The sequence below is a fragment of the Arthrobacter agilis genome (assembly GCF_002953615.1).
GTDB lineage: Bacteria > Actinomycetota > Actinomycetes > Actinomycetales > Micrococcaceae > Arthrobacter_D > Arthrobacter_D agilis_B.
This window is the reverse complement of sequence record NZ_CP024915.1, coordinates 1,927,499-1,939,967: the sequence shown is the minus strand read 5'-3', so window position 1 is coordinate 1,939,967 and position 12,469 is coordinate 1,927,499. Positions and strand designations below refer to the sequence as shown.

Annotated in this window: 12 protein-coding genes; 8 read left to right on the top strand and 4 right to left on the bottom strand. The window is 68.3% G+C overall.

Features of this window, described 5'->3' with window-relative positions:
* On the bottom strand, window positions 1-390 hold a 390-nt coding region (locus CVO76_RS09390), incomplete at its 3' end, for a PfkB family carbohydrate kinase (RefSeq protein ID WP_244185845.1).
* 92 nt (window positions 391-482) lie between these two features.
* Entirely contained in the window at window positions 483-1,478 is a 996-nt protein-coding gene (locus CVO76_RS09385) for an SIS domain-containing protein (protein WP_208739063.1), read from the bottom strand.
* A 275-nt stretch (window positions 1,479-1,753) separates the two neighbouring features.
* Here CVO76_RS09385 and CVO76_RS09380 point away from each other — a divergent pair, with 275 nt between their 5' ends.
* Genes CVO76_RS09380 through CVO76_RS09370 form a run of 3 tightly spaced genes read left to right on the top strand, consistent with a single transcriptional unit; the run spans window position 1,754 to window position 4,831 of the window.
* Window positions 1,754-3,070: an ABC transporter substrate-binding protein gene (locus CVO76_RS09380; protein WP_133082650.1), complete on the top strand. Its 1,317-nt coding sequence runs from the start codon at window positions 1,754-1,756 to the stop codon at window positions 3,068-3,070.
* On the top strand, window positions 3,039-4,001 hold the full coding sequence (locus CVO76_RS09375) for a carbohydrate ABC transporter permease (protein ID WP_208739062.1): 963 nt from the start codon (window positions 3,039-3,041) through the stop codon (window positions 3,999-4,001). The genes CVO76_RS09380 and CVO76_RS09375 overlap by 32 nt, the downstream gene beginning before the upstream one ends.
* Complete coding sequence (locus CVO76_RS09370; RefSeq protein WP_133082652.1) at window positions 3,995-4,831, top strand: carbohydrate ABC transporter permease; 837 nt, start codon at window positions 3,995-3,997, stop codon at window positions 4,829-4,831. Before CVO76_RS09375 ends, CVO76_RS09370 begins: the two co-directional genes overlap by 7 nt.
* A gap of 56 nt (window positions 4,832-4,887) precedes the next feature.
* Here CVO76_RS09370 and CVO76_RS09365 read toward each other — a convergent pair whose 3' ends face one another.
* Entirely contained in the window at window positions 4,888-5,553 is a 666-nt protein-coding gene (locus CVO76_RS09365; RefSeq protein ID WP_208739061.1) for an SDR family NAD(P)-dependent oxidoreductase, read from the bottom strand.
* A 52-nt stretch (window positions 5,554-5,605) separates the two neighbouring features.
* Window positions 5,606-6,745 carry an ROK family transcriptional regulator gene (locus tag CVO76_RS09360; protein WP_208739060.1) on the bottom strand — a complete coding sequence of 380 codons (1,140 nt, stop codon included), beginning with the start codon at window positions 6,743-6,745 and terminating at the stop codon, window positions 5,606-5,608.
* A gap of 217 nt (window positions 6,746-6,962) precedes the next feature.
* Between CVO76_RS09360 and CVO76_RS09355 the strand changes: the two genes are divergently transcribed.
* The 5 genes from CVO76_RS09355 to CVO76_RS17610 all read left to right on the top strand — a co-directional run.
* Window positions 6,963-8,246 (top strand): ABC transporter substrate-binding protein, encoded by a 1,284-nt coding sequence (locus tag CVO76_RS09355; RefSeq protein WP_208739059.1) that lies wholly within the window; start codon window positions 6,963-6,965, stop codon window positions 8,244-8,246.
* A 1-nt stretch (window position 8,247) separates the two neighbouring features.
* Window positions 8,248-9,171 carry a carbohydrate ABC transporter permease gene (locus CVO76_RS09350; protein WP_208739058.1) on the top strand — a complete coding sequence of 308 codons (924 nt, stop codon included), beginning with the start codon at window positions 8,248-8,250 and terminating at the stop codon, window positions 9,169-9,171.
* A complete protein-coding gene (locus CVO76_RS09345) occupies window positions 9,171-10,076 on the top strand; it encodes a carbohydrate ABC transporter permease (protein WP_208739057.1) in 906 nt (301 codons plus the stop codon). The genes CVO76_RS09350 and CVO76_RS09345 overlap by 1 nt, the downstream gene beginning before the upstream one ends.
* 116 nt (window positions 10,077-10,192) lie before the next feature.
* Window positions 10,193-11,851, top strand: coding sequence for a glycoside hydrolase family 13 protein (locus CVO76_RS09340; RefSeq protein WP_208741766.1), 1,659 nt, complete (start codon window positions 10,193-10,195; stop codon window positions 11,849-11,851).
* Window positions 11,852-12,315: 464 nt separating this feature from the next.
* Window positions 12,316-12,469 (top strand): DnaJ family domain-containing protein (locus CVO76_RS17610; RefSeq protein ID WP_208741765.1); only part of this gene is annotated, 154 nt, incomplete at its 3' end.

Sequence of the window (12,469 nt, the reverse complement as noted above, 5' to 3'; positions counted from 1 at the left end):
CTCCTCGATGCCCGAGTAGACGCTGGAATGCACGACGTCGAAACCGGCCAGGTACGCCAGGTCCCCGGGGGAGGGCTGGAGCGGCTCCGCGAGGGTGATGCCGCCTCCGTTCCAGTCCAGGAACTGGCGCTCGCCGTCCTCCAGCCGGATGTTGGTCCAGCCACTCGGGCCGTGCCGGGTGATGGAGCGTGAGATGTCCACGGACTCCGCGAGGAGCGCCCCCCTGAGGAGGTCCCCGAACACGTCGTCCCCGAACACGCCGAGATATCCCGCATCGGCTCCGAGGCGCCGCGCGAACACGGAGAAGTTGACGCTGTTGCCGCCGGGATAGGACGTGCGGCGGTCGATGAAGCGGTCGACGATATTGTCGCCATAGCCGAGAACGCGCATGGGTGCCTTGCTGTTCGGAGGAAGGGCCGCCGGCCGGGTGGCGGGCACCCGGCCGGCGAGGGGGTCTCGCCGTCGGCTCAGGACGACATGGCTCAGTACTCCACGACGCGGTAGTACCGGCGCAGGTCGAGTGAGTGGTCGCGCTGCTTCTCGAGGTGCTTGCTGATCCGGCTGGTGATGGTGTCCATCACCAGCGGGCCCAGCAGTCCCCGGAACTCGTCGTCGATGCCCTCGAGCGGGTAGTCCGCGGTATCGAGGACCGTGGTGGCCTGCGAGTACTTCTCCGAGAACGCGACGACGCGCTCCATCAGCGGGCGGGTCTCGTCCTCGCCCACGAAGAGCAGGACGCTGGTGTCGGGCTCGATCAGCTCCAGGGAGCCGTGGAAGAACTCGGCACCGTGCACCCGGGTGGTGTGCAGCCACTGCATCTCCTCGAGGATGCACATGGAGTACAGGTAGGCATGGCCCCAGAGGTTGCCGCTGCCGACCACGAAGTGGAAGTCCGTCTCCCTGTGCCGTTCCGCGAAGGCCTCCGCCAGCGGCTCCGCCTGGCGGGCCACGCCCACGAGGGCCTGGGGGACGGCCCGGAGCTGGTCGACCAGCTTGTCGTAGCCGGCGAACTCCCCGCGCTCCGACAGGAACCGCGTGGTGAGGAGCAGCAGGCCGAGATCGAACGGCCAGGCGTCGGGTTCAGTGATCAGCGCGTGGTCCACGGCCTGCGCGATGGGGCTCTCGGCGATGCCGGTGAACCCGATGGTGCGGACGCCACGGGCCCGGCAGAACTCGATGCACGCGATCACGTCCTCGGTGGTGCCCGAGGCGGAGGCGAACACGGCGACGGAACGCTCGTTGAGGAGGGCGTCACCGGAGAGGACGAGTTCCGCGGCGATGGCCGACCGGACGGGAACCGTGGTGTTCCGGCGCAGGAGGTGCTCGTAGGGCCACATGGCCGCATAGGTCCCGCCCGACCCGATGAGGAACACGGCGTCGACGTCGGACAGGCCTCCGACGATTTCTTCTATGCGCGGCTGCAGGGCCAGGAAACTCTGTGCGCGTGTGAGGAACTGGTCCTCATCGAACTTCAGCATGACGATCCCTTCGGAGGAGGCGATGATGACCCGAAACTGATACCGGTATCACCGGCACATCGTTGCACGCAGAAATTGAGCGAGTCAACCATCTGTGTGCGCTTCCTCTGGCCGTCCCGTTGCTTTCGCATCTTTGTGGTCGGAGGGCTGGTACCGGTATCAAACTTGCGCTACTGTGATCCGCACCACGCGGAAAGGGCAGGCCCACCGGGCAGCTGCTCCCCACCGCAGCGGAGGCTTCCGGGCACGTCCCGGTCAATCAAGGAGGCTCGGCCATGAAGAACGTCCGACGGAGAGTATGTGCGGTGTCCGCCGCGGCACTGATGGGCCTCACGGCCTGTGGAGGGGGGACCGATGTCGAGGCGGCAGACCTCACGGCCGCGCCCGAGTACGAGGGGACGCTGTCGATCCTCACGAAGTTCGGCGGCGAGCCGCTGTCGCCCTACTTCGAGGACCTCGCAGCCGAGTACACGGCGCTGCACCCGGACGTGGACTTCGAGATCATCCAGGAGACCGACCAGAGCATCAAGGACAAGACCAAGACCCTGGTGGCCTCCTCGGCACTGCCGGACATCTACTTCTCCTGGACCGGCGACTACGCCGACAAGTTCATCGAGGGCGGGTTGGCCACCGACCTCAGCGACGTGCTCTCGCCCGATTCGGACTGGGGCTCCACGTTCGGGGCAGCGTCGCTCGATGCCTTCGCGCAGGACGGCAAGTACTACGCCGTCCCCCTCTACAACAACGGCAAGTTCATGGGCTACAACAAGAGCATCTTCGAGGCGGCCGGCGTCGCCGTCCCCACCACCTTCGAGGAGCTGATCGCAGCCTGCCCGAAGCTGGAGGCGCAGGGGGTGGAGCCACTCGCCTTCGGGAACAAGGACGGCTGGCCCGGCCTGCACTTCCTCCAGCAGCTCTTCGCCTACAACGTGCCCCGGGACGTGCTCGAGAAGGACTTCGTCCCCGCGACGGCCAGCTGGGACCACCCCGGCTACGCGAAGTCGCTCGAGGAGTTCCAGACGGTGGTGCGGGACTGCACGGCCACGGGCACCGACTCCAACGGGGTGCTGTACTCCACGGCGCAGCAGGCGCAGTCCGCCGGCCAGGCAGCCATGTACTTCCAGGAGATCCTGGAGTTCGACTCGGTGGTCACGGACGGCTCGGAGATCACCGCCGAGGACTTCGGCATCTTCGCCCTGCCCGCCCCCGAGGGGGCCGAAGGCGATCCGGCCGCGCTCGAGGGGTCACCCGAGGGCATGATGGTCAACGCGAGGTCCCCCCGCCAGGCGCTCGCCGTCGACTTCCTCAAGTTCGCGACCAGCAAGGCCAACGCGGAGACGCTCGCCGGAGCCCCCTTCAGCCAGCCCAGCACGATCGTCGGTGCCGTCTCCGCATCCACGGCGAGCCCCGCCGTCGTCGAGGGTGTCGCGAAGCTCAACGAGGCCAGCTACCTCCTCGGGTGGCTCGACGCCGTCACCGTCCCCGATGTCGCGGACGCCTGGCTCGCCGGCGGCGAGGCGCTGGTGTCCGGATCCGAGACTCCCGAAGAGGTTCTGAGCAATGTCCGCGCCGCTTCAGACAGCGCCGAGTAGCACCGCACCCGCCGCGCCCCTGCTTCCACGAACCGTCGACGCAGGGGCGCGGCGGCCCCGCAGGCCGCGTGGCTGGGTGTGGGTCGCTCCCGCGCTCCTGGTGCTGGGCGTCTTCGTCTACCTGCCCCTGCTCCAGAACCTGCAGTACAGCGTCATGAAGTGGGACATCTACGCGGGCGGCTCGTCCTTCGTGGGACTGGCCAACTACGAGAAGCTGGCCGGCGACCCCGTGTTCTGGCGGGCGCTGCTCAACAACACGGCCTATGCGGCGGTCTCCCTCGTCTGCCAGGTCTTCGGCGCGCTGCTCCTCGCCGCGCTCGTGGAGGGCCTCCGGTCCGAGCGGTGGCGCCGCGCACTGCGGGCCGTCTACTTCGTGCCGTCCGCCATCTCCCTGACGGTCGCCGGGCTGCTGTTCTACTTCGTGTACGAGCCGGAACTGGGCATCCTGAACGCGCTGCTGAGGGGCGTCGGACTGGATGGGCTGACGCAGGCCTGGCTGGGGCAGGAGGGCACCGCGATCTGGGCCGTGATCACCATGAGCCAGTGGCAGGGCTTCGGCTACTCCACGCTGCTGTTCGCGATCGCCATCCAGCGCATCCCGCAGGACCTCTACGACGCCGCGTCGCTCGACGGCGTCGGCCCGATCCGGAGGTTCCTCCAGGTCACCGTCCCGCTCACGCGTGAGATGACCGGCCTGATGATCATCGTCACGCTCTCGGGCGCGTTCCAGGTGTTCAACGAGGTCATGGTGATGACCAGCGGCGGCCCCAACAACTCGAGCCAGGTCCTCGTGTCATGGCTCTACCGGATGGGCTTCGGCCGCAACGACTTCGGCTACGCAGCCGCCATCGCGACGGTGATCTTCGTCCTCACCCTGGGCGTCGCGCTCCTGCAGCTGGCCATCACACGGAAGAGGAGAGTCGAATGGTGACCCGAACGAGTGTCCTCGGCGTCGTCGCGCGGACCTTCGTCGCGTCGTTCCTGCTGGCCCTTGCCGTCGTCGTGATCTATCCGCTGCTGTGGATGGTCCTGAACGGGTTCAAGACCAACAGCGAGCTGTTCGGCAACCCCTTCGCGCTGCCGCTGCAGTTCACCTGGGAGAACTACGCGAAGGCGTGGAACCGCGGTGTCAGCAGCTATCTGATGACCAGTATCCTCGTCACCGTCACGGCGACCATCGCCACCGTCTTCATCAGCGCCTGGGCGGCGTACGGGCTCACGCGGATGCAGATCCCGTTCAGCCGGACGGTCCTCGCCCTGATCCTCGGCGGCCTGATGCTCGCTCCCGCCGTCGCACTGATCCCGCTCGTCAGGATGTTCCAGGCGCTCGGGCTCTACAACACGTTCTGGGCGCTCCTGATCCTCTACGTGGCGTTCCGGATCCCGTTCACGACCTTCCTGATCCGCGCCTACATGGTGGACCTGCCGGTCGAGATCGACGAGGCGGCAGCGGTGGACGGGGCCGGCAAGGCCAGGGCCTTCTGGAGCATCGTGCTGCCCATGTGCAAGCCGATCCTCGTGTCCAGCGTGATCCTGAACATCCTCTTCACCTGGAACGAATACCTGTTCGCCATGGTGTTCACCAGCGGGGGAGACCTGCAGACCCTGCCGATCGGGCTGACCAACCTGATGAGCAAGCACGGGACCGAATACCCCGTGGTGTTCGCCGGCATGACGATCGCCGCCGTTCCGGTGATCCTGCTCTTCTTCCTCACCCAGAAGTACTTCGTCCGCGGACTCGCGGACGGCGTCGGGAAGTAGGCACCCCGGTCCTGTCCGCGAGGACCGGGGTGCCTGCACCGACCCGACCGGTCCGGTCAGTCGGTGCTGATCTGCCGGCGGAAGGTGTCCCGTCGGGCATGGAGGTCCCAGAGCACGCCGGCGAGGACGGCCGGGTCCTTCTCCGGGTCGCCCTCGATGATGCGGCCGCCGATGATGAGCTGCGAGACGTGGATCCCCTCCTCGCCGAGCACCTCGTGCAGCAGCTGGGCGTAGGCCGCCTGGCCCGCGAAGGCCACCGAGGTGCCGGTGACACCGCGGCCGGGCTTGACCGCGGACCCGCCGTTGACGAACAGGATGGTGCCACGGTTCCCGCCGAGGAACCTCATGCCGGGCAGTACCTGGTGCACCGCCGCGACGGGGCCGTAGATGGAGAACTCCACCGGGCCCCTGAGGTCGGCCGGTGTCGTCTCGAGGACGGGCCGCATGAAGTCCTTCTGCGGCAGGGGGCTGTACTGCAGCACCTCGATGGGGCCCAGTGTCTCGGTGGCGGCCTCGAGGGCTGCGGCGATGGATTCGGGGTTCCGGACGTCCGCCGCGAAACCGCGTGCCTGGATGCCCTCCCTGCCGAGGTCCTCGGCGAGGGCGTCCACCTTGCCCTGGCTCCGGGAGATGAGGGCCACGGAGAATCCCTCCGCTCCGAAACGCCGTGCCACAGCGGCCCCGAGGCCGCGTCCTGCTCCGATGATCGCGAGAGTTGTCATACTCCGTGCAAGCACCCGGGCCGCTCCATCATTCCGACGTGAGCTGATTTCCTCAGCGGAGCGTCCCGAGGATGGTGCGCTGGATGACGACGGCGGCAGCCCCGCGCGCCCACTGGGCGAAGTCCGACGGCTGGCGGCTCAGCCGGATGGGCGCCGCTTCCGGGTCGCGGTGGTAGTCGATCGAGGCCCGCAGTGCCTCGGCTGCGACGTCCGCCAGGTCCATGCCCTCACCGGACAGCACGACGAGCTCCACCATCGTCAGGTTCGCGACCGCCGACACCAGGAGGCCCAGCGCCTCTCCCGCCGCGCGGACGACGGCGGCGGCCACGGGGTGGCCCTCCCCGGCGAGCCCGAGGATCTCGTCGTAGGTCCGCTGCTCGCCGGTGGAGGCGGCGAACTGGGAGCAGATGGCGGGAATGGTCAGCACGGCGGAGGAGCACCCGCGGTGGCCCTCCATGCACCGTGGCCCGGAGGGGTCGAGCGGATAGTGCCCCACGAGGCCGAGCCCGGCATCGGGCGGCGAGATGACGGCGTCGTTGATCACCAGCCCGTAGCCCACTCCGGCGCCGACCGTCAGGACGGCGAAGTCCTTCTCCCCGCGCCCCGCGCCGAACCACTGCTCCGCGATCGTGAGGGCCACGACGTCGTTCTCGACGGCGACCGGCAGCCCGGTCCGCTCCTGGACGAGTGCGGCGAGGGGCACGTCGCGCCACCCGAGGAACGGGGCGCGCAGCACCTCCGCACCGGAGTCCACCTTGCCGCCGATGCTGATGCCGATACCACTGAATCCCGCCAGGGGTCCGAGGTCGGCCACGGCGTCGACGATGGCGTCGATCACCTCCCCGACGGCGTGGCCCGGCAGAGCCGCCTCGCTCGACCCGACGACATCGGCCTTGAGGTTCGTGGCGACCGCGGACGCGGTGTCGCCGGTCAGTTTGACGCCCACGAACCGGTGCGCGTCCGGACTGACCTCGAGCGGGCGGACCGGCCTCCCGATGGCCGCGGCCGCGACCTCGTCCGACTCCCGGAGGACGCCCGCATCGAGGAGGGGCTTGCTCAGCCGCGTGAGGCTGGCGACCGACAGGCCGAGGCGGGCCGCGAGGTCGGCACGGGAGATGGGTCCGCGGATGAGGACTTCGCGCGCGAGCGCCCGGGCCGGGCTGGAGGGTGCGAGCGAGGTGACCGCGTCCATGATGTTCCGTTCGCAGGGGGTACTTATTTTCAGAGTATCGCTAATGGGCTGGCTTTTCGGTGCGGATACTCCTGCGGATACTCCTGCGGATGCTCCGGATGTCGCGTGAGTGGAATGGTTGACACCGCTCTTATTTCTGTCATAAAAATAACCAGTGCCCAGTTCGACACGGACGTGGACACGGCACGCCCTCACACAGCACGAAGGAGAGCCAGTTGTGAAGCAACCCCACGGCCGCGCGAGGCGCGCCGTCCGATGCGCGGCAGGAGCGGCGGCACTCGCGCTGGTCCTCCCGGGATGCGCAGCCCAGGACGACGTCGTCACGCTCGATTTCTTCCAGTTCAAACCCGAAGCGGTCGCGAACTTCAGCGCCATCATCGACGAGTTCGAGGCCGCCAACCCGGGCATCCGGGTGGTGCAGAACCACGTGCCGGACGCCGATACCGCCATCCGGACCCTCCTGGTCAAGGACAAGACCCCCGATGTCCTCACCCTCAACGGCAACGGGCGCTACGGCGACCTCGCGAAGGCCTGTGTCTTCGCGGACCTCTCGGACCTGCCCGTCGTCGAGCAGGTCCGGCCGGCGGTCAGCGACATCATCCGCGACCTCGGATCCTGCGGCGACGAGGTGAACGCGGTCCCGTTCTCGAGCAATGCGAGCGGCATCCTGTACAACAGGGACCTCTTCGAGCAGTACGGCGTCGAGGTGCCGACCACCTGGGACGAACTGCTGGACGCGGCGCGGACCTTCGAGGCCGCAGGCGTCACACCCTTCTACACCACGATCAAGGACGCCTGGACGGTGGGCCCCGCCTTCGTGAACCTCGGGGGTGCGCTCCAGCCGGAGGGCTTCTTCGACCGGCTCCGCGCCCAGGGGCCGGACGTGCAGTCCGGTGAGGTGTCGTTCTCCAAGGACTACCCGGAAGCGATGGAGAAGCTGACGGCGCTCTACGCGTTCGGCCAGGACGACGCCGCAGGCCGGGACTACAACGCCGGGAACGCCGCCTTCGCGACGGGGGAGTCCGCGATGTACCTGCAGGGCAGCTACGCCATCCCCGCCATCCGGGCCGTCGACCCCGACGTGAACATCGGTTCCTTCCCCTATCCGGCGACCAACTCCCCGGAGGACACCGTCGTCGTGTCCGGCGTCGACGTCGGTGTGTCCATCGGACGGGACACGGACCACCCGGCGGAGGCGAGGAGGTTCGTCGAGTTCCTGATGTCACCCGAGGTCGTCGAGCGGTACGCACAGGAGCAGAGCGCCTTCTCCCCGCTGGCGACCGGCGCCGAGACCACGGACCCGGCGCTTGCCGGCCTCGCCCCGTACTTCGACGACAACCGGATCATCGGCTTCATCGACCACCAGCTCCCCGCGAGCCTGCCGCTGCCCCAGTACCTGCAGGAACTCGTGCTCGGCGGACGGACCGAGGACTTCCTGGCCACCCTGGACCGCGAGTGGAGCAAGATCGCAGCTCGGACCATCCCGAACGAGAAGGACTGACATGAGCACACCAGTCAGCAGCCCGGCACGCCCGGGCCCACCGCCGACGGCACTCCGGGGGGAACGGCGCGTGCCGCGGGTCTTCTACCTGATGGTGCTCCCCGCCCTCGCCCTATTCGCCGTGTTCCACACCGTGCCCCTCCTCACCGGGATGTTCTTCAGCCTCACGAACTACGCGGGCTACGGCGAATGGTCCTTCGTGGGCCTGCGGAACTACGCCAACCTCTTCGGCGACGACCGCATCTACGGCGCCTACGGCTTCACGTTCCTGTTCGCGATCGTGTCCACGGTGGCGGTGAACATCATCGCCCTCGCCGTCGCCATCGCGCTCAACGGACGCATCCGCTTCAAGACCGGATTCCGGGGCATCTTCTTCATCCCGAACATCCTGTCCATCCTGATCGTCGGGTACGTGTTCAACTACCTCTTCTCGAACTCGGTCCCGGCGATCGCCGAGGCGCTCGGTGTCACATCTCTGACCACGAGCATCCTGGCGAGCCCCGACACCGCCTGGATCGGCGTCGTCATCCTGTCCGTCTGGCAGGCCGCGGCCTTCAACATCATCATCTACCTGGCCGGGCTGCAGACCATCCCGGGCGAGCTCTACGAAGCGGCGTCCCTGGACGGGGCCTCGCCCTGGAAGCAGTTCACCTCCATCACGTTCCCGATGATCGGCGCGTTCTTCACCATCAACATGGTGCTCAGCCTCAAGAACTTCCTGCAGGTCTTCGACCAGATCATCTCGCTGACCGCCGGCGGCCCCGGGACGTCCACCGAATCGATCTCGCTGCTCATCTACCGGGGCGGCTTCCAGGGCGGCGAGTACGGCTACCAGACCGCCAACGCCGTCCTCTACCTCTTCGTGATCATCGCCATCTCATTCATCCAGCTGCGGATCCTGCAGCGCAGGGAGGCCTCGTTCTGATGACCGCCACATCCTCCTCCGCGGTGCGCCGCGTGGCCACCGACCGCCCTGACGGCGACGACGTCGTCGAACGCGCCTACCGACCGGATCGTCGCCGCGTGAACTGGTGGCTGACGGCCCTCGTCGCCGTGTGCGCCCTGACGGTGCTCATTCCGCTCTACCTCACCGTGGTCACGGCCCTGAAGACGCCCGACCAGCTCGGCGGCACCGGTTTCGGTCTGCCGACGACCGCCCGCTGGGAGAACTTCGCCGACGCCTGGACCCTGACCAGCTTCCCGCGGGCCCTGCTCAACACCGGGCTGGTCACCGTGGGCACGGTGCTGCTGACCCTCGTCACCAACTCGATGGTCGCCTACGCGATCGCGAGGAACATGCACCGCAGGTTCTTCAAGGGGCTGTACTTCTACTTCATCGCAGCCCTGTTCGTGCCGTTCCCCATAATCATGCTGCCGGTGGTCAAGCAGACGGCGATCTTCGGGCTCGACAACCAGCTGGGCCTGATCCTGCTCTACACGGTGTACGGGCTCTCGTTCAACATCTTCGTGTACGTCGCCTACATCCGGTCCATCCCGCTCGAACTCGAGGAGGCAGCGCTCACCGACGGTGCCACCACCTGGACCGTCTTCTGGCGGATCATCTTCCCGCTCCTCGGCCCCATGAACGCGACCGTCGGCATCCTCACCTGCCTCTGGGCGTGGAACGACTTCATGCTGCCGCTGGTCATCCTCTCCGACCCGTCGGCGCAGACGCTGCCACTGGCACAGTTCATCTTCCAGGGGCAATTCAACACCAACTACTCCGTGGCATTCGCGTCCTACCTCATGGCGATGGCACCGTTGTTGATCGTGTACCTCTTCGCGCAGCGCTGGGTCATCTCCGGCGTGATGCGCGGATCCTCCAAGTAACGTCCACATCCCCACTCCTCGAAAGGGACACCTTCGTGACTTCCACCGTCAACCCCGAGGTCGACTCGGCCGTCGACGCCACGTCCGGGCTCTCCGCCGACGCGCTCGCCGAGCGCATGCAGGACCCCTCCTGGTGGCGCCAGGCCGCCGTCTACCAGATCTACCCGCGCAGCTTCGCCGACTCCAACGGTGACGGCATCGGTGACCTGAAGGGCATCACGTCCCGGATCCCGTACCTCAGGTCCCTGGGCATCGACGCCGTCTGGCTGAGCCCGTTCTACCCCTCCGCACTGGCTGACGGCGGGTACGACGTCGACGACTACCGCGACGTCGACCCCAAGCTCGGCACCCTCGAGGACTTCGACGAGATGGTGGCCGCGCTGCACGAGGCCGGCATCAAGCTCATCGCCGACATCGTCCCCAACCACACCTCCGACCGGCACGCCTGGTTCCGGGAGGCACTGGCAGCGCCGAAGGGGTCGGCCGCGCGGGCCCGCTACATCTTCCGCGACGGCAAGGGTCCGAACGGCGACGAGCCGCCGTCGGACTGGGACTCCGTGTTCGGCGGACCCGCCTGGGAGCGGACCGCGGACGGCCAGTGGTACATGCACATCTTCGCCCGGGAGCAGCCTGACCTGAACTGGGACAACCGCGAGGTGCGCGACGACTTCCTGAAGACCCTGCGCTTCTGGTCCGACCGCGGTGTCGACGGCTTCCGCGTCGACGTGGCCCACGCCCTCACCAAGGACATGACCGAACCCCTGCCCTCGAAGGCCGAGCTCGGCGCCGAGGACGAGAACCACAACGGCCGGCACCCGTTCTGGGACCGCGACGAGGTCCACGAGGTCTTCGCCGAATGGCGTGCGGTGTTCAACGAGTACACCCCGCCGCGCACGGCCGTGGCCGAGGCCTGGGTCCATGCCGAGCGCCGCGCCCGCTACGCCAGCCCGGAAGGACTCGGCCAGGCGTTCAACTTCGATCTCCTCAAGGCCGACTGGAACCCGGGCCAGTTCCGCGACATCATCACCAGGAACCTCGTCGAGGCGACGTCCTCCGGCGCGTCGTCGACCTGGGTGTTCTCCAACCACGACGTCGTCCGCCACGCCACGCGCTACGGGCTCCCGCCGGCCGACCCCGACAGCAGGAGCAAGCCCGGGCAGGGCGGGCAGGGCGGCCAGGACGGATCGGCCTGGCTCCTGAGCGGTGGCACCGAGCCGGCCCTGGACCGCGACCTCGGCGAACGCCGCGCCCGCGCCGTCACGCAGCTCATGCTGGCACTCCCGGGCTCCGCCTACGTGTACCAGGGCGAGGAGCTCGGACTGCACGAGGTCGCCGACATCGCCGACGAGGACCGCCAGGACCCGACGTTCTTCCGCAACACGGGCGTCGACGTCGGCCGTGACGGCTGCCGCGTGCCGCTGCCGTGGACCAGGGACGGCGAGTCCTTCGGCTTCGGGTTCGGCGGCGCGCACCTGCCGCAGCCGGAGTGGTTCGGCGAATACGCCGTCGAGGTGCAGGAGGGCGATCCGGCCTCCAACCTCAGCTTCTACCGCCGTGCCCTGGAACTGCGGCGCGAACTGCAGGGCGAGGAGGACTTCGACTGGGTGGCAACGCCCTCCGCCGACGTCCTGCACTTCACGCGTCCCGGCGGATGGCACTGCGTCACCAACTTCGGGTCGTCGCCGGTGGACCTGCCCGCCGGCAGGGTGGTGCTGAGCAGCTCGCCCCTCGTCGACGGCCGGCTGCCGGGGGACACGACGGCCTGGCTCGTCTAGTACCTGCTGTCCGACGGCGGGCCCCTCCGGGGTGCCCGCCGTCGTCGTTCCCGGCGCTCCGGTGGCCGGCCTGCGGCTTCGTGCACGCGTTTCGGTGGCTTTGCTGCGGCTTCGTGCACGCGTATCGACCCAAAAGCCGCGTGTCGCGACGGGACACGCCGTGGAAACGGGGTGGAGCCGTCGGAACGCGTGCACGAAGCCGCCCCGTCGCGCGTGCGACCCCGCGGCGCGAGGCCGTTCGTCCGCAGGAGAATCGGTTGCGGGCCCCTCGGCCCCGTCGGAATACTTGAAGGACCGGCACGAGCGAGGCGGAGGGCAGCGGCATCAGCGGGTCCCAGGAGCACGAGGAGAGGCTGCGCAAGGCGGCCCAGTACCGGGCTGCCCGGGGTGGCGGAGGCGATGCGAGCGATGCACTCGCCGAGCTGGAACGCCAGAACGACGACGGCGACGCACCGAACGGGGAGATGGCCCCGCTGCGCACGGGGGAGGACGAGGTCCGGCGGGCACGCCTCATCGTCGACCGGGCCGTGGCCCGCGGGGAGTTCGACGACCTGGCTCTTGCCGGCAAGCCGATCCCCGGCCTCGGGGAGGCGCACGATCCGGACTGGTGGGTCAAGG

What these genes read in the sequence shown, in the direction of transcription:
- CVO76_RS09385 (WP_208739063.1), bottom strand. Translation starts at nt 1,478, where the DNA reads ATGCTGAAGTTCGATGAGGACCAGTTCCTCACACGCGCACAGAGTTTC.
- CVO76_RS09380 (WP_133082650.1), top strand. Translation starts at nt 1,754, where the DNA reads ATGAAGAACGTCCGACGGAGAGTATGTGCGGTGTCCGCCGCGGCACTG.
- CVO76_RS09375 (WP_208739062.1), top strand. Translation starts at nt 3,039, where the DNA reads ATGTCCGCGCCGCTTCAGACAGCGCCGAGTAGCACCGCACCCGCCGCG.
- CVO76_RS09370 (WP_133082652.1), top strand. Translation starts at nt 3,995, where the DNA reads ATGGTGACCCGAACGAGTGTCCTCGGCGTCGTCGCGCGGACCTTCGTC.
- CVO76_RS09365 (WP_208739061.1), bottom strand. Translation starts at nt 5,553, where the DNA reads ATGACAACTCTCGCGATCATCGGAGCAGGACGCGGCCTCGGGGCCGCT.
- CVO76_RS09360 (WP_208739060.1), bottom strand. Translation starts at nt 6,745, where the DNA reads ATGGACGCGGTCACCTCGCTCGCACCCTCCAGCCCGGCCCGGGCGCTC.
- CVO76_RS09350 (WP_208739058.1), top strand. Translation starts at nt 8,248, where the DNA reads ATGAGCACACCAGTCAGCAGCCCGGCACGCCCGGGCCCACCGCCGACG.
- CVO76_RS09345 (WP_208739057.1), top strand. Translation starts at nt 9,171, where the DNA reads ATGACCGCCACATCCTCCTCCGCGGTGCGCCGCGTGGCCACCGACCGC.
- CVO76_RS09340 (WP_208741766.1), top strand. Translation starts at nt 10,193, where the DNA reads ATGCAGGACCCCTCCTGGTGGCGCCAGGCCGCCGTCTACCAGATCTAC.